We start from the raw sequence: 26,413 nt of genomic DNA, 5'->3' as shown, positions 1-26,413 counted from the left end.
GATCGCCGTGCGCGCCCCCTCGTCCCGTTCCCTCTTCTCTTTTCGTTCGCTGCTGCGCGGTGCGCTGATCGGCTGCACCGCCTTGGCGCCGGCCTGGAGCGCCCTGGCGCAGGCGCCCTTGCCCGCGTCCGATCCGCAGGCGCCCGCTGCGCCGCTGGCTTATCGCGGCGTGCCCGCCGCTCCCCCACCGCCAATGGAGACCTCCCCCATCGCCTGGCGTGAAGCAAACGACGCCGTCGCCGCCACGCCGCGCGGCCATGCCGACATCGTGGCCTGGGAGGCCCGCAACGGCCAGGCCACCGCACCTGCCGTACCGGGCCATGGTGCGCACCACCATCCGCCACCGCCACCGCCACCGCCAGCCCGGGGGGCGCCATGACCGCGCCCCGCGTTCCCTGCCTGTGCGCGCTGGCAGCGGCGCTGCTGCTGGCCGGCTGCGCGAGCGTGTCGCCCGACGGCCTGCGCAGCAACGTGCAGGCACTGGCCGATGGCCGCACGGCCGGCGTGGCCGCGCCTGCGCTGCCCTCGCTCGACCCTGCGGCGCGCGCGCAGGCCGATGCCGCCGTGGCGCAATGGCTGGCCGCGCCGCTGTCGGTGGATGCCGCCGTCCGCATCGCGCTGCTGCGCAACCCCGGCCTGCAGGCACGGCTGGCCGCGCTGGGCGTGGCCGATGCGCAGCGGGTGCAGGCGCTCACCCTGCCCAACCCCACGCTCGCGATCGGGCGCTTTCGCAGCGGGCACGAGCGCGAGACAGAGCGCACGCTGGGCATGGGGCTGATCGACCTCGTCACCCTGCCCTGGCGCACGCGCTGGCAGGGGCAGCAGATGGAGCAGGCCACGCTGGACGCCGCCCAGGACGTGGTGCGCCTGGCCTTCGACACGCGGCGGGCCTGGCTGCGCGCCGTCACGGCCGAGCAAGTGGCCGCCACGCAGGAGCGCACGCACGAGGCCGCCGAAGCCGGAGCCGAGCTGGCGCACCGCATGGTCCGCGTCGGCAATTGGAGCCGCCTGCAGCAGGCGCGCGAGCAGGCCCTGCTGGCCGACAGCGCCGCCCAGTTGGCCCGCGCGCGGCTCGCCGCCGCCGCCGAGCGCGAGCACCTCATGCGGCGGATGGGCCTGTGGGGCGCGGACGCGCGCTACACGCTGCCCGACCGGTTGCCCGACCTGCCGACAGCGCCCGAGGCCAGCGAAGGCATCGAGGCCCGGGCGCTGCGCGAGCGCCTGGATGTGCGCGCCGCGCGGCTCGACCTGGACCGCGTGGCCGACACCGAAGGCTTCGCCGGCGTGGCGCTGTGGGCCGGCGAGATCGGCCTGGCATACACCCGCAACACCACGACCGAGCGCGATACCGGCCATGCCGACGTCAAGCGCGGCTGGGAGGTCGAGCTGGCCGTGCCCCTGTTCGACTGGGGCGGTGCCGCACGCTTCCAGGCGCGGGGGTGCACGCTGCAGAGCGCCGCGCAGTTGCAGGACACGGCCTTGCGCGCCCGCGCCGAGGCCCGCACCGCCTGGCTGGGCTACCGCGCCGCGTATGACCTGGCGCGCCAGCAACGCGACGAGGTCGTGCCGCTGCGCCGCTTCATCGCCGAGGAAACCACCCTGCGCTACAACGGCATGCTCGCCAGCGTCTGGCAGCTGCTGGCCGAGGCGCGGGCCAGCAGCCAGGCCGTGGCCGAGGCGCTGCAGGCCCAGCGCGACTTCTGGCTGGCCGAGGCCGACCTGCAACTGGCGCTGGCCGGCACCGCCGAAGGCACCACGCCCCAGGAAACCGCTGGCGCCGCCGCATTCCCCCGGACCGGCGCCGCCACCCTCCCATCGCAAGGCCATTGACATGCAACGCCGCCAATTCTTCTCCGGCGCAGCCACGGCCGTGGCTGCTGCCTCCGTGGGCCGCGCTGCGCTCGCCGCACTGCCCGAAATCCCCCAGCACGGATCGGCCGACACCGCCGTGCCGCAGCCGCCTCCCACCGGCCGGCCGTTTCGCCCCGTGGTCACCCTGAACGGCTGGAGCCTGCCCTGGCGCATGAACGCGGGCGTGAAAGAGTTCCACCTCGTCGCCGAGCCCGTGGTGCGGGAGTTCGCGCCCGGCTTCCTGGTCAACCTGTGGGGCTACAACGGTCAGAGCCCGGGGCCGACGATCGAAGTGGTCGAGGGCGACCGCGTGCGCATCTTCGTCACCAACCGCCTGCCCGAGCACACCAGCGTTCACTGGCATGGCCAGCGCCTGCCCAACGGCATGGACGGCGTCTCGGGCCTGAACCAGCCGGCCATTGCGGCGGGCAAGACCTTCGTTTACGAGTTCACCGCGCGGCGGCCCGGCACCTTCATGTACCACCCGCACGCCGACGAGATGACGCAGATGGCCATGGGCCTGATGGGGCTGTGGATCACCCACCCGCGCCTGGATGCGCGCGGGCGGCACCCGCTCATCGAAACGGCCGACCGCGACTACGCCTTCCTGCTCAATGCGTTCGCGGTCGAGGCCGGCACGCGCACGCCGCGCGTGAACGAGATGACCGACTTCAACATCTGGGCCTGGAACAGCCGCGTGTTCCCCGCCATCAGCCCGCTGGTGGCGCGGCGCGGCGACCGCGTGCGGGTGCGCGTGGGCAACCTCACCATGACCAACCACCCCATCCACATCCACGGGCACGAGTTCGAGGTGACCGGCACCGACGGCGGCGCCGTGCCGCGCACCGCGCGCTGGCCCGAGGTGACCACCGACGTCGCCGTGGGCCAGATGCGGCAGATCGAGTTCATCGCCGACGAGCCCGGCGACTGGGCCATGCACTGCCACAAGAGCCACCACACCATGGGCGCCATGGGCCACGACGTGCCCACCATGATCGGCGTGGACCACCGCGGGCTGGTCGCCAGGATCCAGAAGATCGTTCCCGACTACATGGTGATGGGCGAACGCGGCATGGCCGACATGGGCGCCATGGAAATGCCCCTGCCCGAGAACACCCTGCCCATGATGACCGGCACCGGCCCCTACGGACCGCTGGAGATGGGCGGCATGTTCAGCGTGCTCAAGGTGCGCGACCACCTGGCGGCCGGCGACTGGCGCGACCCGGGCGACTACGTGCAGCCGCCCGGCACCCGCGCCTTCGAATGGCAGGGCGCCCCGGCCGACCTGCCGCCGGCACCGGCCGCGCCGTCCGCGCCCCCATCGGGCGCCGCGCCGCAAGACGGCGCCGCCAACGTCCGCAAGCCGGGCCCGGCCGGCCACGGCCATGCGCACTGACCGCGCCACGAATCGCCCATGCATCGCCCATGCATCGCCCATGCATCGAAATGCCCATGCATCGCTATTATTTTGATAGCTACACCCCCTAGATATATATGCGCTGGAGGCATTTTTCATCCAAACCCACGCCAGCGTGTTCCGAACCGACGCGGCATACCGATGCCAGCCACGGCGCCGCGCGGGCCGCCATGGCCGCGCGCGCTCTGCCGCCGCAGCCCCTTCCCTGTGCTTTGCCGAGTGATCGACCCGAAAGGAAATCCACCATGACCCCCACTTGCACCGACACCCACGCCGCCACGGGCGGCCACCGCCCTCGGCTCGACGCGCGTCGGCGTGCGCTGAAGGGCCTCGCGGCCCTGGGCGCCGCCGCCATCGCTCCCTGGCCAGCGTTGGCCGCCGACGCACCGCCGACCGCGATCGAGGTCTGGAAAGACCCGAACTGCGGCTGCTGCCAGGATTGGGTGGACCACATGAACGCCCACGGCTTTCGCGCCACGGTGCACGACACCGGCAACGCCGCGGTGCGCAGCCGGCTGGGGCTGCCGCAGAAGCTGGGCTCGTGCCACACGGCGCTGGTGGGCGGCTACCTGGTGGAAGGCCATGTGCCGGCGGCGGACGTGCAGCGCCTGCTGCGCGAAAAACCCAAGGCCCTGGGCCTGGCCGTGCCCGGCATGCCCGTGGGTTCGCCGGGCATGGACGGCGCGATCTACCAAGGCCGGCAGGACCCGTACGAGGTGCTGCTGGTGGCGCATGGCGCAGCCAGCACGCGGGTCTTCAGCCGCTACCCAAGCCCCCGGAAGGAGCCCGCATGACCCACCGGCTTTCCGCCCTCCGCGCCGCCGCGCTCTTCCTGGCGCTGGCAGGCATCGCCACCGTACAGGCGTCTTCCCACGGGCCATCGGGACACGGTGCGCACGGCGAACCCAGCGGGCCTGCCAGCCACACGGACTCAGGCACGAGCACCGACACCGACACCGACACCGACACCGACACCGACAAGGACACGGCCGAAGCAGCCGCTGCCCCTGCCGCGCGGGCGGCGCCGGCAGGGTCTGAAGCGGGCACGGCCGCGCCGGACACCGAACTCGCACGGGGCGAAGTCGTGCGCTGGGAGCCGTCGGCGGGCAAGCTCACGCTGCGCCACGGTGCATTCAAGAACCTCGCCATGCCACCCATGACGATGGTGTTCCGCCTGCAGGCGCCGACCCCGGCCGTGCCCCTCACGCCCGGCACCGCGGTGCGCTTTCGCGCGGAGGACCAGCGGGGCGCGCTCGTCATCACCCGCATCGAGGCCGATCGCTGAGGGCCGGCGGCGCGGCGCCATAATCGCCGCCCATATGACCCCAGCATCCCGTTTGGCCGGCGACGCCGGCAGCATCACCCGCGTGGCGGGCATCGAGGTCGGCCACCACACCGACGCCCGCCGCCCGACGGGCTGCACCGTCATCCTGGCGCGCGAGGGCGCCGTGGGCGGCGTCGATGTGCGGGGCGCCGCGCCCGGCACGCGAGAGACCGACCTGCTCGCGCCCTCCAACCTGGTCGAGAAAGTGCATGCCATCGTGCTCGCGGGCGGCAGCGCCTGGGGGCTGGAAGCCGCCACCGGCGCCGTGCGCTGGCTGGAGGAGCGCGGCGTCGGGCTGGATGTTTCGGTCGGCCGCCTGCCCATCGTGCCGGCCGCCGTGCTGTTCGACTTGCTCGTGGGCGACATGCACATCCGCCCCGACGCGGCGGCCGGTTACGCAGCCTGCGCGGCCGCGTCGCGGGACGATCCCGCCGAAGGCAACGTGGGCGCGGGCACGGGGGCGGCAGTGGGCAAGCTCTTCGGCATCGGGCGCGCGATGAAAGGCGGCGTCGGCACGGCCTCGGTGTCGCTGGACGGCATCACCGTGGGCGCGCTCATCGCCTGCAACGCCGTGGGCGACGTGATCGATCCCCACACCGCCCGACCCGTGGCGGGCGCGCGGACCGAAGACGGGCAGCGCCTGATGGACACGCGCCGCGCACTGCTGGAAGGCGTTCCGCCCATCACCGTGCTGCCCGGCACCAACACCACCATCGGCGTGATCGCCACCGATGCCGTCTTGACCAAGGCCCAGGCGCAGCGCCTGGCGCTGTCGGGGCACGACGGGCTGGCGCGCAGCATCAACCCGGTGCACACGCAACTGGACGGCGACACGCTGTTCGCCCTGGCCACCGGCGCCTCGGGCCGCCACGCCGGCATGCTGGTGCTGGCCACCATGGCGGCCGAAGCCGTGGCCCGCGCCACGCTGCGCGCCGTGCTGGCGGCCCGGTCACTCACCACCGACGAAGGCCTGTACCTGCCGTGCGCGGCGGACCTCGGCCGATGAACGCACTCGCCGCCCGCTCCCGAACCGTCACGCGCCGGGTTCACACCGCGCTGCTGAACGTGCGCGACCTGATCCTCTCCGCCGGACCGCTCGCCTTTCTGGCCGTGGGCCTGCTGGTGCTGGCGTACTGGTGGCTGCAGCCTGCCCCCCCGAAGCGCGTCACCCTCGCCACCGGCCCCGCGCAAAGCGCTTACGCGGACTTTGGCCAACGCTACCAGAAGGCGCTGGCGGCCGATGGCATCGAGGTCGTGCTGCGCGAGACGGAAGGCTCTTCCACCAATCTGCAACTGCTGCGCAGCGGCGAAGCCGACCTGGCATTCGTGCAGGGCGGCACGGGCGAGCTGAGGCCCGAAGACACGGGCGCGCTGGAATCGCTGGGCAGCCTGTTCGTCGAGCCGGTGTGGATCTTCTACCGCACCGACGCGGCCCGGCACGTCGTCAAAAGCGGCCGGCTCGACAGCCTGGCGCAACTGCGTGGCCTGCGCGTGAACGTGGGCACCGCCGGCAGCGGCGTGCCTACATTGATGGAAAAGCTGCTGGAGGCCAACCGCATGGAACCCAAGGCGCTGCGGCTGTCCGAACTGGGGCAGACGCCGGCCACGGTGGAATTTCTGGCGGGCCGCATCGACGCGCTGGTGTTCGCCTCGGCCCCGCAATCGCTCATGGTGCAGATGCTGCTGCAGACGCCCGGCGTGCGGCTGATGGACTTTCCGCAGCACGAGGCATATGGAAGGCGCTTTCCGTTCCTCACGCCGGTGACGCTGCCGCGCGGCGTGGTGGACCTGGCCGCCAACGTGCCGCCCAGCGATGTGCGGCTGGTGGCCTCCACCACGTCGCTGCTGGCGCGCGAGGGCACGCACCCGGCGCTGCTGCAGCTGTTCGCGCAGAACGCCCAGACGCTGCACGGCAGCGCCGGCTGGTTCAACCGGGCGCGGGAGTTTCCGAGCACGCGCCACAGCGAGCTGCCGATCGCCGCCGAGGGCGAGCGCGCCATCAACGAGCCTGCGCCGCTGCTGCAGCGCTACCTGCCCTTCTGGCTGGCGAACCTGATCGAGCGCATGTGGCTGGTGCTGGGCATCTTGCTGGCGGCCATGCTGCCGCTGTCGCGCGTGGTGCCGCCGCTGTACCAGTTCCGCGTGCGCTCGCGCGTGTTCCGCTGGTATGGCCGCCTGCGCGAGATCGAGGACGAGATGGACGCCGGGCAGACCGCCCCCGAGGCGCTGCGCGAGGCCCTCGACCGGCTGGAAGCGCAGGTCGAAAAAGTGAGCGTGCCGCTGTCGTATGCGGATGAGCTGTACGCACTGCGCAACCACATCCACCTGGTGCGCAAGAAGCTGCGAGCGGGGACGGGAACTGGGACTGGAGCCGTCGGGTCCGGGTCCGGAGCCGCCACTGAAACCGGGTCAATGGCCTCGCCTGCCGTGCCGCATGCGTCTGCTGCACCTGCGGCCGTCGCACCGCCGGTAGAGGCGCCCGTCTGAGGGCCGCACACGCGAAGCGGGGCGAGAGCCGGCCCGCCAAGCCGCCTAGCGCGGCCTGACCGGCTTGGCGCCCTTGCTGCCGCGCTGGGCACGGCCCTGGGCCACCACCGAGGGCGGCGGGCCGGGCAGCACGCGCAGCGCGCCTTCGGCCGTGAGCTTGTCGCGCATGCGCCGCGTCATCGATTGCGTGCTGCCATCGGCCGCGGTGAACAGGAACAGCGTGTTGTGCGGGCTGGACCAGGTGAGCTGTGTGTGCACCGCGCGCTGGTTGCTGATGAGCTCGACCCAGATGCCCAGTGGAAACTCGGCCGCCGCGGCATCGGCGCCTGCCGGCGCCGTCTCGCTTTCGCCGGCCACGCCGGACTCGTGCAGCGAGCCGTAGAGGGATTCGGGCGGCACGATGGTTTCCATGCTGTCCGCATCTTCAGCCAGGGCGCTGGCTGGGTTCAGCGCCAGGCTGGCGGCGCGCTCCATTGCCGTCTGGTGCAGCCCCGCGATGCGCTCCAGCACGGCGCTGGCCATGGCTTCGGCATGGCCCACGCTGTCGAGCCCCTGGCGCACCGTGCCCAGCATGCGGGTGACGATGCCGCCCAGGCGGTCGGGCTCGGCCGCCGCCAGCTCGGGCTGGGCGACCCAGAACAGTTCGGGCACCAGCGCCAGGTAGCCACCGGGGTCGCCGTCCTCGCTGCCAGGGTGGTCCATTTGCGCCAGTGCCACCACGTCGGCCCAGGGGCCGGCCGCGAAATCGAGAATGTCCTGCGGCACCTGCGCCGCCCCCGCCAGTGCGCGAATGTCGGCGGCGATGCGCTTGGACAGGGCCTCGCGCCGCTGCACGCGCAGCGCGGCCTGACGTTCGGCCTCCTGCGCTTCGCGCATCTGGCGCTCTTGCGAGGCCCAGGCCGATTCCAGCGCGGTGAGCACGGTGGCGAAGGTGTCGGCGTCCTGGCTCTCGCTGGTGGCCAGGTGGCTCACCGCCTCGTCCACGAGCCGCATGAAGCGGTCGAAGCCAGGGTCGGATTCGGATTCGAAACCCAGCGCGCGCTGCGTCAGCTCGTCCAGCAGGCGGCGTGCGGGGTGCTTTTCATCGGTGAAGAACCGGCGGTCGTGCCGCACCAGTTGCTTGATGGCGGGACGCAGGTTCTGCACGGCCCGCTGAATGGGCGGGGGCAGCCGGTTGTCCTGCGCGATGTTGTCCATCATGCGGCTCACCACTTCGGTAGCCGTACGGGAAGGCGATGGCGACGGCGCAGGTACCGCAACCACGGGCACGCCGCCTTGCACCGCCATCGGGGCGCCGCCGCCTGCAGCGCTCCAGGGCGCGAGCGCTGCCGGCTGGCTGCCGGCAAGCCGGCCGACCAGCCGCTCCAGCTGGGCGATGTCTTCCATCGCCTCGGCCGCTGCCGCGCTGCTGGGCGGGAAATAGTCCGATCCGCCCGGCCCCATCTGCGAACTGGCCGGCCCACCGCTGCGCGCTTCGACCCACGCGCCCTGCTGCGACGAGGGCACCGCGCCGAACGCGGCCGCGGGCGCCATGCCATAGGCCAGCGCATCGCCCGAACTGGCGAGCATCTGGCGCAGCATGCCCACGGTCAGCAGGGCCTCCTCGGCCTCGGGGGCGAGTGGCATTCCCATCGACACGGGGCCGCCACCGCCGCCACCCATGCCTGCGTACTGGCTGGCATATTGGCTGGCGTACGGGCCTCCGTACTGGCTGGCGTTCGGGTTGCCATACCCGCTCATGGGATTGCCATGCAGCGAGGATTGCGGCCCGTAGCCGCCCCCGTGGCTGCTCGGATGCCCGGCGGCGCCGCCGTAGCCGGTCGAACGGCCCATGCCCTGGCCCGCGTGCCCGGCCACGGCATAGCCGACGGGCGCGATGCCGTTGTCGCGAAGGGTCTGGGCGGCGGCCTTGTAGACCGCGACCAGCTCATCGCCCAGCACCTTGCGCATGTGGGCCATCCACACCTGCCGGATATCGGCGGAAACGCCTGTCTCGCCCACCACCTGCTGGAGGGCGCGAATGTAGTTTTCAGGGCGCAGCGGGTTGCGCTCGGGCTGCACGCGCTGCAGGCCCTGCGCCGAACTCACCAGGGTGTTGAGCTCGGCCAGCGTGGCCTCGGTGGCATGCACCGCGATCTGCTGTGCGCGTGAGAGTTCGACCTGGGCCAGGACCTCGGACTCGTCCATGAGCGACAGTTCGCCGAAGTCGATACCGGTCTCGTCGGCCGGCCGGGCCCGTGCGCTGGAGGGAGCCGGCCCTTCCGCGAACACTTCGAGCAGTGCCATCGGGTATGCCTTGGCCAGGGTGTCCTCGTGCTGCTTGATCAGCCGCAGCGCATCGGCCAGCACCGTGCGCTGCTGGATGTTGCGCTCGCTCGATTCATCGCTGGCCAGCGCGCCCTGGGTCACGCTGGTCAGCCGGCCCATCAATGCCTCGCCCTGCCGCACCGCGTTGACGACGCAGGCACGAAAGACCGTTCTGGACCGGGACGCGGACAGGGACATGTTGGGCGGGCGAAAAAAACAGCTGCAGCGGCAATCCTAACGGGTTGTTGCTTACTTGAGTGCCTTGTAACGCATGCGCTTGGGTTTCGCGCCTTCTTCGCCCAGCCGTTTTTTCTTGTCGGCTTCGTACTCTTGATAGTTTCCGTCAAAGAAGACCCACTGGCTGTCGCCTTCGGCGGCCAGGATGTGGGTGGCGATGCGGTCCAGGAACCAGCGGTCATGGCTGATCACCAGCACGGTGCCGGCGTATTCCAGCAGCGCGTCTTCCAGCGCCCGCAGGGTTTCCACGTCCAGATCGTTCGAGGGTTCATCGAGCAGCAGCACGTTGCCGCCGGCAATCAGCGTCTTGGCCAGGTGCAGACGCCCGCGCTCGCCACCCGAGAGGCTGCCCACCTTCTTTTGCTGGTCGGAGCCGTTGAAGTTGAAACGGCCCGCATAAGCACGGCTGGCCATCTGGAATTTGCCGACGTTCAGGATGTCGAGGCCGCCGGAAATGTCTTCCCACACGGTCTTTTCGTTTTCCAGCACGTCGCGGTGCTGGTCCACGAACGCCATCTTGACGGTCTGGCCCACCACCACTTCGCCGCTGTCCGGCTTCTCACGGCCCGCCAACAGCTTGAACAGCGTGGACTTGCCGGCGCCGTTCGGGCCGATGATGCCGACGATGGCGCCCGGTGGGATGTTGAAGCTCAGGTTGTCGATCAGCACGCGGTCGCCAAAGGACTTGCTGACGTTGTGGAATTCAAACACCTGCTGGCCCAGGCGCTCGGCCACGGGGATGAAGATCTCCTGCGTTTCGTTGCGGCGCTGGTATTCGAAATCGCTCAGCTCTTCGAAGCGCGCCAGGCGCGACTTGCTCTTGGCCTGGCGGGCCTTGGGGTTCTGGCGCGACCATTCCAGTTCCTTCTTCAGGGCCTTGGCGTGGGCTTCTTCGCTCTTTTGCTCCTGCGCCAGGCGGTCGCCCTTTTGTTCCAGCCAGGTGCTGTAGTTGCCCTTCCATGGAATGCCGCGGCCGCGGTCCAGTTCCAGAATCCATTCGGCGGCGTTGTCGAGGAAGTAGCGATCATGGGTGATGGCCACCACGGTGCCCGAGAAGCGCTTGAGGAACACTTCCAGCCACTCGACCGATTCAGCGTCCAAGTGGTTGGTGGGCTCGTCCAGCAGCAGCATGTCGGGCTTGGACAGCAGCAGGCGGCACAGCGCCACGCGGCGCTTTTCACCACCGGACAGCAGGCCGATCTTGGCGTCCCAGGCCGGCAGGCGCAGCGCGTCGGCGGCGATTTCCAGCTGGTGCTCAGAATCGGTGCCGGCCGTGGCGATGATCGCCTCCAGCTCGGCCTGCTCGGCCGCCAGCGCGTCGAAGTCGGCGTCTTCGGCGCCGTAGGCCACATAGACCTCTTCCAGGCGGGCCTTGGCCGCGAAGACCGCGCCCATCGACTCTTCCACGCTCTCGCGCACGGTGTGCTCGGGGTTGAGCTTGGGTTCCTGCTCCAGGTAGCCGATCGTCAGGCCCGGCATGGGAATGGCTTCGCCTTCGATTTCCTTGTCCACGCCCGCCATGATCTTCAGCAGCGTTGATTTGCCCGAACCGTTCAGGCCGAGCACGCCGATCTTGGCGCCGGGAAAGAACGAGAGAGAGATGTCCTTCAAGATCTGCCGCTTCGGCGGCACGGTCTTGCTGACGCGGTTCATCGAATACACGTATTGGGCCATTGGCTTTCTTTCCTTAGATGGGGGCTGCGCTGCCGGAGATGCAAAAGCGGCCGGGGAGGCCAGCCGGACAGGCGCGTTCGGAGAGATTATCGGATGCTTTGGTCCCGCAGCCTGCGGCAACCCCGCAACGCGGTGCCCGTAAGACAGTTCTGCCGGCATTCTGCACGCCCTGGCCGCAGGCACCCGGCGAGGACGAACGCGCCTTTCGGGCCTTTGCGGGCTCTTACTAAGTCTCTGGGCCGGGCCGGCGCATGGCCGGCCATGCGCGCGCCGTGTAAAGCCATGGACCGCCCGCGGGCTTCTCGTGCCACAATAGCGCCCAGCCACCGGCTCCAGTGATCGGTGGCCTCAGCAACCTGCTGGGGACGAGGAAGCCGCCAAGCGGTGTTCTGGCTCCCATTCGTGAATCCCATCTGCCTTGACTGGCCGCAACCCCGACATGGGTCTTGCGACAGGCCGATGCCCCCAGCGCCCGGACAGGGCGTTTCCTTGAATGAACTTTGACGAACTGAATCTGGCCCCAGCCATTCTGAAGGCCGTGCACGAACAGGGTTACGAAACCCCGACACCCATCCAGGCACAGGCCATCCCCGCCGTGCTCGAGGGCCACGATCTGCTCGCCGGCGCACAGACCGGCACCGGCAAGACTGCCGCTTTCACCCTGCCCATGCTGCACCGCCTGTCGCAGGGCACCGCTCCCAAGAGCAAATTCGGTGGCAAGGGCGTGCGCGCCCTGGTGCTCACCCCCACGCGCGAATTGGCCGCCCAGGTCGAAGAGTCGGTGCGCGAATACGGCAAATACGTGGACATCTCCTCCACCGTCGTCTTCGGCGGCGTGGGCATGAACCCGCAGATCGACCGCATCAAGCGCGGCGTGGACGTGCTGGTCGCCACGCCAGGCCGTTTGCTGGATCTGCAGCAACAGGGCTTCCTGGACCTGTCCACGGTCGAAATCCTCGTGCTCGATGAAGCCGACCGCATGCTGGACATGGGCTTCATCCACGATGTGAAGAAGATCCTCGCCCTGGTCCCCAAGGACAAGCAGAGCCTGCTGTTCTCGGCCACGTTCAGCGACGAAATCCGCGAACTGGCCAACACGCTGCTCAAGAACCCGCAGAGCATCCAGGTCACGCCGCGCAACACCACGGTGCAGCGCATCACCCAGGTGATCCACCCCGTGGGCCGCGGCAAGAAAAAGCAAGTGCTGCTGCACATCATCCAGGAGCACGACTGGAGTCAGGTGCTGGTGTTCACCCGCACCAAGTTCGGCGCCAACAACGTGGCCGAATTCCTGACCAAGAACGGCGTGAACGCGATGGCGCTGCACGGCAACAAGAGCCAGAGCGCCCGCACGCAGGCCCTGGCCGGCTTCAAGAGCGGCGACATCCGCGCGCTGGTGGCCACCGACATCGCGGCCCGCGGCATCGACATCGACGAACTGCCGCACGTCGTCAACTATGAAATCCCGAACGTGTCGGAAGACTACGTTCACCGCATCGGCCGCACCGGCCGCGCGGGCGCCAGCGGCCAGGCCGTGAGCCTGGTCTGCATGGACGAAGAAGGCTTCATGATGGACATCGAGCGCTTCACGAAGCAGGAGATTCCGGTCCAGATCCTGGAAGGCTTCGGCCCCGAACCCGGCGAAAAGGCCGAGCCCATCGCCATGGGCCGCCAGACGATCTGGGGCGGCGCAGGCAAGCCCCCGAGCCGTGAAGTCATGCAGGCGGCCGCCAAGGCTGCCCGCAGCGAAATGATGGACCGCATCCGCACGAACAAGGCCACCCAGGGTGGCGGCGAGCGCGGCGCCAAGCCTGCGGGCGGTGGTGGCGGTGCCCGTGGTGCGGCAGGCGGCGGAGCCCGCTCTGCGGCCAGCGAAGGCGGCGGCAACGGCGGCCCGCGCGGACGCGGCGGCAACGGCCCGCGTGCAGGCGGCCCAGGCGGCAATCCCCGTGGTCCCGGCGCGCAGGCGGCCGGCCGTGGCGGACGCGGCCCCGGCGGCGGCAATGCCGGTGGAGGCTACGGCGGTGGCAATGGCGGCGGTGGTGGTGGCGGTGGCGGTGGAAACCGCTTCGACGACGGTCAGCCACGCCGCGAAAACGCGCACCTGGGCACACAGACGGGCGGCCATCTGGGCGCGCCTCGCCATGCCGGTGCGGGCGGCGGACAGCCAGACCCGATGCGCACCAGCGTGGACAGCATGGCAGGCTCCGGCCGCCGTGGCGGTGGCGGCTATCGCAGCGGTGGCGGCGGTGGTGGTGGCGGCTACGGTGGTGGTGGTGGCAACCGCGGCAACTCCGGCGGCGGCTCGCGCGGCGGCCCCCGCAGCGGTGGTGGCGGTGGCGGCTACGGCCGCTGAGCCCATCAGCACCTGACGATGCAGCACGGCGGCACCGCGGCGGCCCTCTCCTGAACGAGGAACGCATGCGCCCAGCCGATCCCGTGCGGCCGATGGACACCTTGCAGGTGTCCACCTGCAACACCCTGAACCTCGCCCTGCCCGGGCGGGTGTTCTATCCCAACCAGGACGCCTACACCCAGGCCGAGTTCGAGCGCAAGATCGACTGGCTGGGCAGCCGCATCCGCACCCTGAACGCCGACGTCCTGGCCGTTCAGGAAGTGTGGGACGAACAGGCCCTCCAGTCGGCCATCGGCCGCAGCGGCTTGCGGTACGACTTCGTGAGCGTGCCGGGCGCCGAGAACGGCGGGGCGTCGCACGGCGCCCAAGGCACGCCCCGGGTGGGCCTGGCGACGCGGCTGCGCGTCGAATCGCTGCAATCGATCGCAGAGTTTCCACCCGCGCTGGCGGTGGAGGTGCCGGGCCTTGGCATGCACCACCGTTTCGAGCGCCCGCCCCTGCTGGCGACCTTGCGCATGAAGCACGGCCAGATCGTCAACGTGGTCACCGCGCACCTGAAATCCAAGCGTCCCAAGTTTCTTCTCGATGCCCTCGGGCAGCCCCTCGAAGACCGCGATGACCGCAAGGTGGCGGCCCTGGCGTCGCTGCGCTCTCTCATCATGCGCGGCGTGGAGGCGACGGCCCTGCGCTGCCTCGTGGTCGATCTGCTGCAGCGCACCGATGTGCCGCTGGTCGTGATGGGCGACTTCAACGACACGCCCGACAGCGTGACCACGCAGCTCATCTGCGCCACCACCGAAGTCGCCTACGACCGCAAGGCCCGCGATGTGGCGCTGTACAACGCCTACGACGTGCAGGGCGATGCCGCCCTGAAGAAGGATGTGGCCTATTCCCACATCCATCAGGGCACGCCGGCGGTGCTCGACCAGATCCTCGTCAGCGAAGAGTTCGTGCCGAACGCCCGGTCCGGCGCCCACACCGGCGACGTGCGGCGCGTCGATTACTTCAACGACCACCTGCACGAGGGGCGCGACCGGTCCCGGTCCGACCACGGCTTCGTGCGCGCCTTGCTGCGCCTGCCGACGCCCTCCGCTCCTTGAGCCGGCGGCCGCCGCGCTGAAGCCGGCCGGTTCGCGACAGCGCGCCCGCTGCGAAAAAACCGCGCAACCCCGTCACGGGAGCGCTTTTGACCGACACGCAAGGCTTGCAACGCCGGGTAACATCGCGCGGCCAGTCACTGAAGGCCCTCAGCCGGATCCCCCAGACCATGAAACAGCCCCTTATCCAACGCCGCGCCCTTTCTTCGCCCCCCACGGCCGGCATCGCCGGCGCAGAGCCTCCGAAGACGCGCTTTCTGGGGACCTGCAGCGCGGTGCTGGCGTCGGCCCTGCTGGCGGCCTGCGGCAGCACTCCGCTGCCGCCATGGCCTTCCTCGGCGCCGCCCAAGGCCACGGTGCCGGCAGCGCCCCGCCCCCAGGCGGCTCGCGTGGTGCCGCCGCCGCTGGGCACGCAGCGCGCCGAAGTCGTCACCTCGCCCGTCACGTCCACCCCCATCATCCCCAGCGCGGAACCCACCGCGCCCCCACCCGCGCCCACTGGCGCCGCAGCCCCGCTGGCGGACCTGCCCTACAGCGCCGCCGTGGCGGCCCGCTTTCCGGCGCCGTCCGTGCACTACGAAACCCCCGGCCTGGCTGAAGGCCGCCGCGCCTTCACCACCAACGCCGAAGCCTCCCAATGGCTGCAGCAGCTGGCCTCGGCGGCCCAAGGCGCGACGAAGGCCGCGGTGCTCGACCTCGGCATGTCACAGCGCGGCACGCCGCTGCAGGCGCTGGTGCTCACGCATGCGCCCGGCACCGACATCGCCAGCCTGGACGCGAGCGGCAAGCCCACGGTGCTGCTGATCGGCCAGCAGCACGGCGATGAACCCGCCGGCGGCGAGGCGCTGCTGGTAATGGCCCGCGAACTGTCGCAAGGCCTGCTGGAGCCGCTGCTGGACCGCATCAACGTCGTCGTCGTGCCGCGTGCCAATCCGGACGGCGCCGAAGCCGGCACCCGCGCCACCGCCAACGGCGTGGACATGAACCGCGACCACCTGCTGCTCAACACCCCGGAAGCGCAGGCCCTGGCGCGGCTCACGCGGGACTACCGCCCCATCGCGGTGCTCGACGCCCATGAATACACCGTGGCGGGCCGGTTCCTGGAGAAGTTCGGCGCCATCCAGAAGTACGACGCCCTGCTGCAGTACGCCACCACCGCCAACGTGCCCGAGTTCCTCACCAAGGCCGCGCGCGAGTGGTATCACCCACCCATGGTGACCGCGCTGCAAAGCCAGGGGCTCACCAGCGAGTGGTACTACACGACATCGACCGATCCGCAGGACCGCCGCGTGTCGATGGGCGGCACGCAGCCTGACACCGGCCGCAACGTGAACGGGCTCAAGAACGCGGTCAGCATGCTGATCGAGACGCGGGGCGTGGGCATCGGGCGGCTGGACATCCAGCGCCGCGTGCACGCCCAGGTCACCGCGCTGTCCAGCGCGCTGCGCAGCACGGCCGAGCGTGCCAGCAACCTCGAGCAGGTGCGGTCTTTCGTGGTGCGCGACACCGCGGCGCAGGCCTGCCGCGGCCAGATCGCCATCGAAGCCGGCCCCACGGCCGGCCAGCGCGATCTGGTCATGCTGGACCCCGCCACCGGTGCCGACCGCACGGTGCGCGTGGACTGGAACTCATCGCTGGAACTGCGCACCGTGTCGTCGCGCACCCGGCCCTGCGGCTACTGGCTCTCGCCCACCGCGGGCGAGGCGGTGGAGCGCCTGAAATTGCTCGGCCTCCAGGTCATGCGGGTGGCGGAGCCCGGTTCGCTGCTGAGCGACAGCTACCAGGAAACCAGCCGCGAGGAAGGCGCCCGCCAGGACGTGCGCGGCGCCATCGCAGGCCAGCAGGACATCACCCGCGTTCGCGTGACCACCGTGCGCACGGCCATCGATGTGCCTGCCGGCAGCTACTACGTGCCGATGAACCAGCCCCTGGCGAACCTCGCCGTCGCGGCACTGGAGCCCGACACGCAGAACAGCTACTTCGCCAACCACCTCATCACGGGGCTGGGCGATACGGCGCGGGTCATGACCACGCCATCGCTGGTGTTCGAAGAGACGGACTGACGGGCTGACGGACGACGGGACGCGCTCTCTCGCAGGTCGTCGAGGGTGCGCGCTCAGCGCGCTTCAGAAGGACAAGGCGCGATGCCAGCCAGCGCCGATCCATCGCTGCCTGCTTAGCCCCCCGCAAGCAGGCGACAAGACAAGCAAGGGCAATCCGCCAGAAGCGGTAGCAGTCGGGCAGCCGCCCATTCGATTGCTATAAATTTTATAGCTATATGCCTTAGTGGAATATGCGGCGGGGCCGTATTTGACTCACACCGAGGCGGGCCGCTCATCCAGCGCAGCCGGGGCGCTCGCCTCTGCCTCACGGTCCCCGGCGCGGCCCAGTACATGCGAGGTCATCGCGGCGGCCAGCGCCTCTTCGCCCAGGAACACTTTGGCCACGCCCTCTTCCTGCTCCAGCAGCCGCGCCTCGGCCTCGTTGTGGCTGCGCACCACGGTCTCGATGTCGGGGTTGAGCGTGCGCGCCGTGGCGATGATCTGGCGCACATCCAGGGTATTGGGCGTGGCGATCACCAGCATGTGCGCCCGTGCGATATGCGCCTGGATCAGCACTGCGGGCTCCACCGCATCGCCGTACACGGCGGCCATGCCGCCGTTGCGCAGCGTTTCGACGAGGTCGCGGTTCTGCTCGGCCACCACGAAGGGAATGTCGTTTTCCGACAGGGCCGCAGCAATGCGCCGGCCCACGCGGCCGTAGCCCACCAGCACGACCTGGCGCGCCAGGTAGCGCCGATGGGTGGTCAAGGGCAGTTCCGCCAGCGGATCGTCGCGCTGCTCCAGCCGGCGCGCGAAGGCCGAACGGGCGCGCAGCCACGCCTGCAGCGGCGCGATGGCATGAAAGAGCAGCGGGTTGACGGCGATGGAAATGAGCGCGCCCGCCAGCACCAGGCTGGCGCCTTCCGGCGGCAGCAGACCCAGCGAAGCGCCCAGCCCCACGAGGATGAAAGAGAACTCGCCGATCTGCGCCAGGCTGGCGGACACCGTGAGCGCCGTGTTCAGCGGGTAGCGGAAGGTCAGCACCAGCGCCGCAGCGGCCAGCGTCTTGCCCAGGATGATGATCGCCACCACCGCCAGCACCTGAAAGGGCCGCTCCACCAGCACCCAGGGGTTGAACAGCATGCCCACGGACACGAAGAACAGCACCGCGAACGCATCGCGCAGCGGCAGCGATTCCTGCGCGGCGCGGTGGCTGAACTCGGACTCGCGCATCACCATGCCGGCAAAAAAGGCGCCCAGTGCGAACGACACGCCAAAGAGCGCGGCGGAGCCGAAGGCGATGCCGACCGCCGCGGCGACCACGCACAGCGTGAACAGCTCGCGCGAGCCGGTACGCGCCACCTGCCAGAGAATCCACGGGAACACCCGCCGCCCGACCACCAGCATGAGCGCCACGAAGCCGCCCACTTGCGCGATGGTCCAGCCCAGCGTTTTCCAGAGTTCGGCGGTGCTGCCGGCGCCCGCCGTGCCGTTCAGCCATTGCGCCAGCGGGGGCAGCAGGACCAGGACCAGGACCATGGCGAGGTCTTCCACCACCAGCCAACCGACCGCGATGCGCCCGGTGTAGGAATCGAGAATGCCCAGCGTCTCCAGCGCCCGCAGCAGCACCACCGTGCTGGCCACCGACAACGCCAGCCCGAACACCAGCGCGCCACCCAGCCCCCACCCCCACCAGAGGGCCAGGCCCATGCCCAGCAGCGTTGCCACCGCCATCTGCACCAGGGCGCCGGGCACCGCGATCTTGCGCACCGCCAACAGATCACCGAGCGAAAAATGCAGGCCCACCCCGAACATCAGCAGCATCACGCCGATCTCCGCCAGCTGGCTGGCCATCTCGCCATCGGCCACGAACCCGGGGGTGAACGGCCCGATCACCACACCCGCCAGCAAATACCCCACCAGTGCCGGCAGGCGGATGCGGGTGGCGATGAAGCCCAGCACGAGTGCCAGACCCAGCGCCGCGGCGATGGTGTTGATGAGTGAAAGGCTGTGCGGCATGGAGTGGAGAGGAACGACCGGCGCGTCGGGCAGGCGCCTGCCATTGCGTTATACCCGCAAGGGCTCGCTCCACGCAAAATCCGCCGTGCAGGAATCCAAGGCGGAACGCCCTCGGCGGGCAGGTATCATTCACGCCTCGCACGGACCGCTGGCCACCGCCCTTTGGGGTGTGACGCACAGCATGCTGCCGTGCTGCGGTCATTCTTTGCCGCACCTCTTTTTTCAGTCTGCCCGTAGCTCAACCGGATAGAGCAATTGCCTTCTAAGCAATAGGTCGGGGGTTCGAGTCCCTCCGGGCAGGCCATTCAATCCACCTCGCAAAACCAGCGCACGGAATCAATCCTGGGAAGAACCAACGGTGCCAAAAGCCTATCGGGCTTTCCCATCCGCGCTGCGATGGCGATGGCGATGACAAGGCACTTGGCTCACCGGCTTTGAAAAGCCGAAATACGGGCTTCAGCCCTGGGCCTGGGTTTCGAAGCGGCAGCTGTCACCGTATTGAAAATCGCGGGCTGAGGAGCGAAAGACTTCCTGTCCGTCCGCGTCCATGGCGCCGTCGCCCTGCTGCCATTGGCGGCCGAAGGCGCCGAACTCCCCCATCTGCGCCGCAGGGGTGCCTTCGCCAAAATACAGCGGCGACGGAACATCTGGGTTTGAAAACATGGGGGCCCTCCTGAACACAGACCGGTCGTCTGGGCTGCCATTGGGCGCTTGCAACACCGAGTGGCACGTCGGAAGTGCGGGCTGAATGGGGTAGGCGCTGTCCGACGCGCCGCCTTCGAGCAGCGCATCCACACCCCATGGCCACCGTTTTTCCCGCTGAATCGGCCCAAACCGATGGCTCGCAGCGCAGATGGCCGTGGGGGGTGCTCCTACTTCTGCACAGCGGGGTTTGCCGCGTCGATCAGGCTGGCCCGGCGGGCTTCGAGGCGCTCCACCAACTGGGCCGCCAGGAACTGGAGCACTTCCACTTGCCGGGTTTCCAGCTCACGCGGAACGCGGTCGATCACGCAAAGGGTGCCCAGTGCCTGCCCGGTCGAGGTGATGAGCGGAGCCCCCGCATAGAACTTGATCCTGGGCTCGCCGGTGACCAGCGCATTGTTGGCGAAGCGCTCGTCCTGCGACGTGTCGCACACCATCATGACGCTCTCCGGTTCCAGGATGGCGTGGGCGCAGAACGAATGCTCGCGCGGCGTTTCGCGCACCGGCAGCCCCACCTTGGCCTTGAACCACTGCCGATCGCTGTCCACCAGCGACACCAGCGCGATCGGGGTCTGGCAGAAGCTCGCGGCCAGCCTGGCGAATTCGTCGAAGGCGGCCTCTTCTTCGGTGTCCAGGATGCGCATGGATTCGAGCTCGGCCTGCCTCAGCATTTCCGTCTGCGCGGCATCGGCCGCCGCCGATGGGGGCAGCGAGGTGCGCACCTTGCGGCGGCGCGGGCGTGGGGTGTCGCCTCCGTGGATGCTGTCATGCAGCACCTGGGCCAGCTCGTCCAGCGAATAGGGTTTTGGCAGCAGGGTGAAGCCATGGTCGGGGCTCTGCGCCAGCACGTAGCTGTAGCCGCTGGACAGCACGATGGGCAGTGCAGTGCCATAGCGCCGGCGGATCTCCCGGCCCAGTTCGATACCGCTCATGCCCGCCATGACCACGTCCGAGAACACGGCCACGAATCGGCCCGTGCCGGCCTTCAACGTTTCCAGCGCCTTTTCGGCGCTGGACATCACCACGGTGGTGTAGCCCAGTTCGTGCAGGGTCTGCTCGACGGAGGCGGAGACCTCTGCGTTGTCCTCCACGACCAGCACGCAGCCGCCGTTGCCCAGCGCCAGGCGGTCATCGGTCTCGGCCGACGGGTGATCGTAGCCAGGGCGCGCCGCACGCGGCAGGTACAGCGTGAAGCGGCTGCCCTGCCCCACCGTGCTTTCCACGCGAATGTCGCCGCCCGACTGCTTGGCGAAACCGAACACCTGCGACAGCCCCAGCCCCGTGCCATGCCCCACGCCCTTGGTGGTGAAGAAAGGCTCGAAGATCTGCGTGAGGTGTTCGGGCGCGATGCCCGTGCCGCTGTCGATGATCGACACCGCCACGAATCGGCCTTGCACTGCGGGCTGCGACTGCTGCGCCGGAATCTCGGACACGGCCCGCACCTCGATGGTGAGTTTGCCGCTGCCCTTCATGGCGTCGCGTGCATTGACGGCCAGATTCACCAGCGCCGTGTCGAACTGGCTCGGGTCGGCATGCACGAAACAGGCGGTCTCGGCCAGTTTCAGCTCGATCTCGATGCGGGCACCCGCCAGGCTGCTGATCATTTCGCTGACCGCACGGGTGTTGTGCCCCGCGTCGAACACGGTGGGCTGCAAGGCCTGCCGCCGCGCGAACGCCAGCAATTGGCCCGTGAGCTTGGTGGCCCGGGTCACCGCGTTGGAGATCGACTCCATGAAGCGGTAGCGCCGCTCGTCGGTCAGCTGCACGCGCCGAAGCAGATCGATCGAGGTACGGATCACCGCCAGCACGTTGTTGAAATCGTGCGCGACCCCGCCGGTGAGCTGGCCGATGGCTTCCAGCTTCTGCGATTGGCGCAAGGCTTCCTCGGCCGTGCGCTCGCGGGTCACGTCGCGCGCTACCGCATGCACGAAACCGTCTTCGGGCACCGCCGTCCAGCTCAAAAGGCAATAGGTGCCGTCGTGCTTGCGCCAGCGGTTTTCGAACACCAGCGTGGTGGCCGCGCCGGCCAGTTCCGCCAGCTCGGCCACCATGTTGTCGGCATCCTCCGGGTGAATGAACTCGCCCACGGTATGTCCGGCCATCTGGGTCTTTTCCCAGCCCAGGAGCCGGGTGGCGGCCGGGTTCACCGCGACGATCACGCCGCGAAGGTCGAACACCAGCATGATCTCGCGCGAAAGCTCCCACAGCCGATTGCGATCGCGAACGCTCTCCGCCTGCACCAGCTTCTGCTCGTGGATGTCGGTGCTGGTGCCGATCCACCGTTTGATGGTGCCGCTTTCCGTGCGCAAGGGCAGCGCCCGCACCAGATGCCACCGCATCGCGCCGTCGGCGCGCCGGATGCGGAACTCGGTCTCGTACTGTTCGCCGGACGCCACGCTGGCGCGCCAGAGCGCCGTGACCGCGGCCAGATCTTCGGGGTGAACGAGCCGGGTCCACCCGTCGCCGTCCAATGAGCCTGGTTCGGCTTCGCTGTATTCATAGACCCGGTCGTTGAACCAGTCCAGATAGCCATCATTGCGGGCCGTCCAGACGTGGCTGGGCAGGGATTGGGCAAAGGTACGAAACTCCGCGGCGCTGTCTTTCACGGCCTGGAGCGCCGCCTTGCGTTCGGTGATGTCCTGCGCCACCCCGACCATGCGAACGATGGTTCCGTCCGGCCCGCGCACGAAATCGGCCTTGCGGGCCACCCACCGCAGCGCGCCGTCGTTGGCGCGGCGAATGCGGTATTCCACGTCCAGCGGGGCCGATTCGGTGCTGCGCGTGTCGCGGGCGGAGCGCACGTGCGCGTCCTCGGGCAGCACCAGGGCCTCCAGTGCCTTGGCGGGAATGCTCTCGGCTTCCGGCACCCCGAAGATCCGGTAGAACTCCCGCGTGCCGTACAGCAGGTCGGTGGCCAGTTCCAGGGAGAACGTGCCCACGCCCCCCGCCTTCTGGGCGCGGTGCAGGCGCTCTTCGGACAGGCGCAGCGCCTCGGCCGCGCGATGCTGTTCGGTGCGGTCGCGCAGCACCTTCACGAAACCGATGGGCGTACCCTCGGCATCGCGGATGGGCGTCATCTCGCCGTTTGCCCAGAACCGCTCGCCGGACTTGCGCACATGCCAGCGTTCATCGGTGCCCACGCCCCGCGTGAGCGCGGCCTGCATCTCCATCTCCATCCGGCGAGCGGCGCGGTCTTCGGGCGTGAAGATCCGGGCAGCGTCGTGGCCCAGCATTTCCAGCTCCGTCCAGCCGAGCACGCGGCGGGCGCCTTCGTTCCAGCGGGTGACCTTTCCGTCCAAGTCGAACGCAACGATGGCGTAGTCGATGGCGCTGTCCAGGATCTGGCGGTTGCGGATGTCGCCGTCCGGCAGGGGCGACACCGCTGCATCGCTGGTCCATTGGGCCAGCGCCGCCCGAACGGACTGGGGCCAGTGCTCGATGTTGCCCAGGGGGGTCTGAGACCAGTCGAAATCGGTGATTGCTAGTGCGTCGGGGCGGGTGCCCGGAGAGTCGTCGATGGGGCCTGCGGCCGCTGGGCCGGGGACGGTATGCATTGGAAAAACCTTTGAATCGCTCGCTGGGGCTGGCCTCGTCGTGGGAAAAACAGGCGCGGCATCCATGGCTCGCGCGCCCTGCTCAACCTTGCATCATGCCTTTTTTCGACAGGCCCCATGGCTGCGTGCCGAAGCGCGTGCCGACGAACCGATTCCCAAAACGGCCCTTCGCTCGCCCACGCAGTCCCGCAGCCAGGGAGAAGCGGAACCTTCACATCGGCTGGCTCGGCCCGAAAACCCACACACGCTGCCAAGGTTTCGGCGAGTGCATCGCAGACAAGTGCGCACCCACGGCCCGCCGTTGCCCGTTACCCCGGTGCAGATCCGGCTTTCCGGCATCTGATAGAAACCCTGCTGCGAACAAGACCCCAGAACCGAACACTGACAGGAGCCCTCCCCCATGAAAACCCAAGCCGCCGTCGCCTGGAAAGCCGGTGAACCCCTCACCATCGAAACCGTTGATCTGCAGGGCCCCAAGTTCGGCGAAGTGCTCGTCGAGATCAAGGCCACGGGCATCTGCCACACCGATTACTACACCCTGTCGGGCGCTGATCCGGAAGGGATCTTCCCGGCCATCCTGGGCCACGAAGGCGCAGGCATCGTGGTGGACGTGGGCCCGGGCGTGACCACGCTCAAGAAGGGCGATCACGTCATTCCGCTGTACACGCCCGAGTGCCGCCAGTGCAAGTTCTGCCTCTCGCGCAAGACCAACCTGTGCCAGCTGATCCGCGGCACGCAGGGCAAGGGCCTGATGCCCGACGCCACCAGCCGCTTCAGCATCGACGGCCAGCCGATCTTCCATTACATGGGCACCAGCACGTTCAGCAACTACACCGTGGCGCCCGAGATTTCGCTGGCGAAGATCCGTGAGGACGCGCCGTTCGACAAGGTCTGCTACATCGGCTGCGGCGTGACCACCGGCATCGGCGCCGTGCTGTTCACCGCCAAGGTGGAGGCCGGTGCCAACGTCGTGGTGTTCGGCCTGGGCGGCATCGGCCTGAACGTGATCCAGGGCGCCAAGATGGTGGGCGCCGACAAGATCATCGGCGTGGACATCAACCCCGCCCGCCAGGAAATGGCACGCCAGTTCGGCATGACGCACTTCATCAACCCGAACGAGGTGGAGAACGTGGTGGACGCCATCGTGCAACTGACCGACGGCGGCGCGGACTATTCCTTCGAGTGCATCGGCAACACCAAGGTGATGCGCCAGGCGCTGGAATGCACGCACAAGGGCTGGGGCCGCAGCATCATCATCGGGGTGGCCGAGGCCGGCGCCGAGATCAGCACGCGCCCGTTCCAGCTCGTCACGGGGCGCAAATGGGAGGGCTCGGCCTTCGGCGGCGCCCGGGGGCGCACGGACGTGCCCAAGATCGTGGACTGGTACATGGAGGGCAAGATCGACATCGACAGCCTGATCACCCACACCATGCCCCTGGCCGACATCAACAAGGGCTTCGATCTGATGAAGAGCGGCGAATCGATTCGCGGCGTCGTCATCTACTGACCTCGGCCCAGCCGCGCGAAAGGTGCCCGCCATGAACCGCATGGAACCCCTGCGCCGGATCGAGGCCGGCGTGCTCGAAGTCGCCTATTTCGAGACCGGCCCCGCCGACGGGCCACCCGTGCTGCTGATGCATGGTTTTCCCTACGACATCCATGCGTATGCCGAAGTGGCGCCGATGCTGGCCGCGCAGGGCTGCCGAGTGGTGGTGCCTTTCCTGCGGGGCTACGGGCCGACGCGTTTCCTGAGCGATGCCACGCCCCGCTCCGGCGAGCAGGCGGCGCTGGGCGCCGATCTGCTCGCGCTGCTCGATGCGCTGGCGATCGAACGCGCGGTGCTGGCGGGCTACGACTGGGGTGGGCGCGCGGCGTGCGTGGTCGCGGCACTGTGGCCGCAGCGGTGCGCGGGGCTCGTCTCGCTCAACAGCTACAACATCCAGGACATCGCCCGGGCCATGGAACCCGACACGCCGGCCAACGAGCACAGCCTCTGGTACCAGTACTACTTTCACAGCGCGCGGGGCCGGGCCGGGCTGGCGAACGACCGGCGTGCGCTCACCCGGCTGCTGTGGCAGCTGTGGTCGCCGACCTGGAAGTTCGACGACGCCACCTTCGAGCGCAGCGCGGCCGCCTTCGACAACCCCGACTTCGTGGACGTGGTGATCCACTCCTACCGCCACCGGTTCGGCCTGGTCACGGGCGACCCGGCCTGCGCCGAGATCGAGAACCGCCTTGCGGTGCAGCCCGCCATTCGCGTACCGGCCATCACGTTCGATGGCCTGGACGACGGGGTACGCCCGCCAGCCGATGCCTCGGCGCACGCCGCGAAGTTCACCGGACCGCGCTCGCACCATTGGGTGCCCGGCGCCGGGCACAACCTGCCGCAAGAGGCGCCCCAGGTGTTTGCCGACGCGGTGCTCGAACTGGTCAACGCCCAACTTCCTACCCGTTCATCCCCATGACCAACTCTTTCAAAACCCTGTCGGAACACCGCAGCTTCGGCGGCGTGCAGCGCTTTTACCAACACGATTCCACCGAGATCGGCCTGCCGATGAAGTTCTCGGTCTATCTGCCCCCTCAGGCTGCGCAAGGGCCGGTGCCCGCACTGTTGTATCTGGCGGGGCTCACTTGCAATGAAGAAACCTTCATGGTGAAGGCGGGTGCCCAGCGCCGGGCGGCAGAGCTGGGCCTGGCGCTCATCGCGCCCGACACCAGCCCGCGTGGCGCCGCCGTGGAAGCCTTGCCGGGCGCCACGGCCAGCTGGGATTTCGGCGTCGGCGCGGGCTTCTACCTCGACGCCACAAGGGCGCCCTGGAACACCCACTGGCGCATGGAGAGCTATCTGGTGCAGGAACTGCTGCCGCTGATCGGGCAGCATCTGCCGATCGACCGGGAGCGGCTGGGCATCTTCGGCCACTCGATGGGCGGGCACGGTGCGCTGACGCTCGCGCTTCGCCATCCGGGCCTGTTCCAGTCCCTATCGGCCTTTGCCCCCATCTGTGCGCCCACGCAGTGCCCCTGGGGCGAAAAGGCGTTCACGGGGTACCTGGGCGCGGACCGCACGGCCTGGGGCGAGCACGACGCCACGGTGCTCATGGAAAACCAGCCGCTGGCGCCCTACCCTGCGGGCATCCTGATCGACCAGGGCCTGGGCGACAAGTTTCTGGCCGAGCAATTGCATCCCCAGCATTTCGAAGCCGCCTGCCAGGCCATCGGCCAGCCGCTCACCCTGCGCCGGCACGAGGGCTACGACCATGGCTACTACTTCATCCAGAGCTTCATGGATGACCATCTGGCCCACCACGCCAGCGGCTTGAGCGGCGCGCGCAGCGACCGTTGACCC

At 69.2% G+C, this 26,413-nt stretch carries 18 protein-coding genes and 1 tRNA gene; 14 read left to right on the top strand and 5 right to left on the bottom strand.

All coding sequences use genetic code 11. From position 1 onward, the window contains the following. Positions 1-7: 7 nt before the first annotated feature. From AVHM3334_RS10660 to AVHM3334_RS10630, 7 genes are all read left to right on the top strand, one after another. Positions 8-379, top strand: coding sequence for a hypothetical protein (locus tag AVHM3334_RS10660; RefSeq protein WP_284412103.1), 372 nt, complete (start codon positions 8-10; stop codon positions 377-379). After that, complete coding sequence (locus AVHM3334_RS10655; RefSeq protein ID WP_284412101.1) at positions 376-1,830, top strand: TolC family protein; 1,455 nt, start codon at positions 376-378, stop codon at positions 1,828-1,830. The genes AVHM3334_RS10660 and AVHM3334_RS10655 overlap by 4 nt, the downstream gene beginning before the upstream one ends. 1 nt (position 1,831) lies before the next feature. Further along, positions 1,832-3,247, top strand: a complete 1,416-nt coding sequence (locus tag AVHM3334_RS10650; RefSeq protein ID WP_284412100.1) for a multicopper oxidase domain-containing protein — start codon at positions 1,832-1,834, stop codon at positions 3,245-3,247. Positions 3,248-3,513: 266 nt separating this feature from the next. Further along, a complete protein-coding gene (locus tag AVHM3334_RS10645; protein ID WP_284412098.1) occupies positions 3,514-4,062 on the top strand; it encodes a DUF411 domain-containing protein in 549 nt (182 codons plus the stop codon). Further along, positions 4,059-4,553 carry a copper-binding protein gene (locus AVHM3334_RS10640; RefSeq protein ID WP_284412096.1) on the top strand — a complete coding sequence of 165 codons (495 nt, stop codon included), beginning with the start codon at positions 4,059-4,061 and terminating at the stop codon, positions 4,551-4,553. Before AVHM3334_RS10645 ends, AVHM3334_RS10640 begins: the two co-directional genes overlap by 4 nt. A 34-nt stretch (positions 4,554-4,587) precedes the next feature. After that, positions 4,588-5,598, top strand: a complete 1,011-nt coding sequence (locus tag AVHM3334_RS10635) for a P1 family peptidase (protein ID WP_284412095.1) — start codon at positions 4,588-4,590, stop codon at positions 5,596-5,598. Continuing rightward, positions 5,595-7,079 carry a TAXI family TRAP transporter solute-binding subunit gene (locus AVHM3334_RS10630; protein ID WP_284412093.1) on the top strand — a complete coding sequence of 495 codons (1,485 nt, stop codon included), beginning with the start codon at positions 5,595-5,597 and terminating at the stop codon, positions 7,077-7,079. Before AVHM3334_RS10635 ends, AVHM3334_RS10630 begins: the two co-directional genes overlap by 4 nt. Before the next feature lie 45 nt (positions 7,080-7,124). Here AVHM3334_RS10630 and AVHM3334_RS10625 read toward each other — a convergent pair whose 3' ends face one another. Beyond that, positions 7,125-9,584 (bottom strand): DUF1631 family protein, encoded by a 2,460-nt coding sequence (locus tag AVHM3334_RS10625; protein WP_284412091.1) that lies wholly within the window; start codon positions 9,582-9,584, stop codon positions 7,125-7,127. Positions 9,585-9,635: 51 nt separating this feature from the next. Further along, the gene (gene ettA, locus AVHM3334_RS10620) at positions 9,636-11,297 is read right to left on the bottom strand and encodes an energy-dependent translational throttle protein EttA (RefSeq protein WP_284412089.1); all 1,662 of its coding nucleotides are present in this window, start codon (positions 11,295-11,297) and stop codon (positions 9,636-9,638) included. A 493-nt stretch (positions 11,298-11,790) separates the two neighbouring features. Here ettA and AVHM3334_RS10615 point away from each other — a divergent pair, with 493 nt between their 5' ends. From AVHM3334_RS10615 to AVHM3334_RS10605, 3 genes are all read left to right on the top strand, one after another. Next, positions 11,791-13,653 carry a DEAD/DEAH box helicase gene (locus tag AVHM3334_RS10615; protein WP_284412088.1) on the top strand — a complete coding sequence of 621 codons (1,863 nt, stop codon included), beginning with the start codon at positions 11,791-11,793 and terminating at the stop codon, positions 13,651-13,653. A gap of 65 nt (positions 13,654-13,718) precedes the next feature. Continuing rightward, the gene (locus AVHM3334_RS10610) at positions 13,719-14,753 is read left to right on the top strand and encodes an endonuclease/exonuclease/phosphatase family protein (protein ID WP_284412086.1); all 1,035 of its coding nucleotides are present in this window, start codon (positions 13,719-13,721) and stop codon (positions 14,751-14,753) included. A gap of 167 nt (positions 14,754-14,920) precedes the next feature. Further along, complete coding sequence (locus AVHM3334_RS10605; RefSeq protein WP_284412084.1) at positions 14,921-16,813, top strand: M14 family metallopeptidase; 1,893 nt, start codon at positions 14,921-14,923, stop codon at positions 16,811-16,813. 252 nt (positions 16,814-17,065) lie between these two features. Here AVHM3334_RS10605 and AVHM3334_RS10600 read toward each other — a convergent pair whose 3' ends face one another. Next, positions 17,066-18,811 carry a cation:proton antiporter domain-containing protein gene (locus AVHM3334_RS10600; protein WP_284412082.1) on the bottom strand — a complete coding sequence of 582 codons (1,746 nt, stop codon included), beginning with the start codon at positions 18,809-18,811 and terminating at the stop codon, positions 17,066-17,068. A gap of 227 nt (positions 18,812-19,038) precedes the next feature. On the opposite strand from AVHM3334_RS10600, the gene AVHM3334_RS10595 reads away from it, so the two are divergent. Further along, positions 19,039-19,115 (top strand) — tRNA-Arg (locus AVHM3334_RS10595). Between the two features lie 152 nt (positions 19,116-19,267). Here the strand turns inward: AVHM3334_RS10595 and AVHM3334_RS10590 are convergent. Both AVHM3334_RS10590 and AVHM3334_RS10585 read right to left on the bottom strand, forming a co-directional pair. Continuing rightward, on the bottom strand, positions 19,268-19,474 hold the full coding sequence (locus tag AVHM3334_RS10590; protein ID WP_284412080.1) for a hypothetical protein: 207 nt from the start codon (positions 19,472-19,474) through the stop codon (positions 19,268-19,270). A 209-nt stretch (positions 19,475-19,683) separates the two neighbouring features. Further along, on the bottom strand, positions 19,684-23,067 hold the full coding sequence (locus AVHM3334_RS10585; RefSeq protein WP_284412078.1) for a PAS domain S-box protein: 3,384 nt from the start codon (positions 23,065-23,067) through the stop codon (positions 19,684-19,686). A gap of 400 nt (positions 23,068-23,467) precedes the next feature. On the opposite strand from AVHM3334_RS10585, the gene AVHM3334_RS10580 reads away from it, so the two are divergent. The 3 genes from AVHM3334_RS10580 to fghA are packed head-to-tail and all read left to right on the top strand — an operon-like array spanning position 23,468 to position 26,410. Next, entirely contained in the window at positions 23,468-24,574 is a 1,107-nt protein-coding gene (locus AVHM3334_RS10580) for an S-(hydroxymethyl)glutathione dehydrogenase/class III alcohol dehydrogenase (RefSeq protein WP_284412076.1), read from the top strand. Between the two features lie 31 nt (positions 24,575-24,605). Then, positions 24,606-25,532, top strand: coding sequence for an alpha/beta fold hydrolase (locus tag AVHM3334_RS10575; protein WP_284412074.1), 927 nt, complete (start codon positions 24,606-24,608; stop codon positions 25,530-25,532). Then, positions 25,529-26,410 carry an S-formylglutathione hydrolase gene (gene fghA, locus AVHM3334_RS10570; RefSeq protein ID WP_284412072.1) on the top strand — a complete coding sequence of 294 codons (882 nt, stop codon included), beginning with the start codon at positions 25,529-25,531 and terminating at the stop codon, positions 26,408-26,410. Before AVHM3334_RS10575 ends, fghA begins: the two co-directional genes overlap by 4 nt. Positions 26,411-26,413: the final 3 nt, after the last annotated feature.

The sequence above is a fragment of the Acidovorax sp. SUPP3334 genome (assembly GCF_030159055.1).
Classification (GTDB): Bacteria; Pseudomonadota; Gammaproteobacteria; order Burkholderiales; family Burkholderiaceae_C; genus Paracidovorax.
This window is presented reverse-complemented; position numbering and strand designations above follow the sequence as displayed.

Bases quoted from the DNA above. Each gene is read 5' to 3' on its own strand.
- AVHM3334_RS10655 (WP_284412101.1), top strand. From the start codon at position 376: ATGACCGCGCCCCGCGTTCCCTGCCTGTGCGCGCTGGCAGCGGCGCTG.
- AVHM3334_RS10650 (WP_284412100.1), top strand. From the start codon at position 1,832: ATGCAACGCCGCCAATTCTTCTCCGGCGCAGCCACGGCCGTGGCTGCT.
- AVHM3334_RS10645 (WP_284412098.1), top strand. From the start codon at position 3,514: ATGACCCCCACTTGCACCGACACCCACGCCGCCACGGGCGGCCACCGC.
- AVHM3334_RS10640 (WP_284412096.1), top strand. From the start codon at position 4,059: ATGACCCACCGGCTTTCCGCCCTCCGCGCCGCCGCGCTCTTCCTGGCG.
- AVHM3334_RS10635 (WP_284412095.1), top strand. From the start codon at position 4,588: ATGACCCCAGCATCCCGTTTGGCCGGCGACGCCGGCAGCATCACCCGC.
- AVHM3334_RS10630 (WP_284412093.1), top strand. From the start codon at position 5,595: ATGAACGCACTCGCCGCCCGCTCCCGAACCGTCACGCGCCGGGTTCAC.
- AVHM3334_RS10625 (WP_284412091.1), bottom strand. From the start codon at position 9,584: ATGTCCCTGTCCGCGTCCCGGTCCAGAACGGTCTTTCGTGCCTGCGTC.
- ettA (WP_284412089.1), bottom strand. From the start codon at position 11,297: ATGGCCCAATACGTGTATTCGATGAACCGCGTCAGCAAGACCGTGCCG.
- AVHM3334_RS10615 (WP_284412088.1), top strand. From the start codon at position 11,791: ATGAACTTTGACGAACTGAATCTGGCCCCAGCCATTCTGAAGGCCGTG.
- AVHM3334_RS10610 (WP_284412086.1), top strand. From the start codon at position 13,719: ATGCGCCCAGCCGATCCCGTGCGGCCGATGGACACCTTGCAGGTGTCC.
- AVHM3334_RS10605 (WP_284412084.1), top strand. From the start codon at position 14,921: ATGAAACAGCCCCTTATCCAACGCCGCGCCCTTTCTTCGCCCCCCACG.
- AVHM3334_RS10600 (WP_284412082.1), bottom strand. From the start codon at position 18,811: ATGCCGCACAGCCTTTCACTCATCAACACCATCGCCGCGGCGCTGGGT.
- AVHM3334_RS10590 (WP_284412080.1), bottom strand. From the start codon at position 19,474: ATGTTTTCAAACCCAGATGTTCCGTCGCCGCTGTATTTTGGCGAAGGC.
- AVHM3334_RS10585 (WP_284412078.1), bottom strand. From the start codon at position 23,067: ATGCATACCGTCCCCGGCCCAGCGGCCGCAGGCCCCATCGACGACTCT.
- AVHM3334_RS10580 (WP_284412076.1), top strand. From the start codon at position 23,468: ATGAAAACCCAAGCCGCCGTCGCCTGGAAAGCCGGTGAACCCCTCACC.
- AVHM3334_RS10575 (WP_284412074.1), top strand. From the start codon at position 24,606: ATGAACCGCATGGAACCCCTGCGCCGGATCGAGGCCGGCGTGCTCGAA.
- fghA (WP_284412072.1), top strand. From the start codon at position 25,529: ATGACCAACTCTTTCAAAACCCTGTCGGAACACCGCAGCTTCGGCGGC.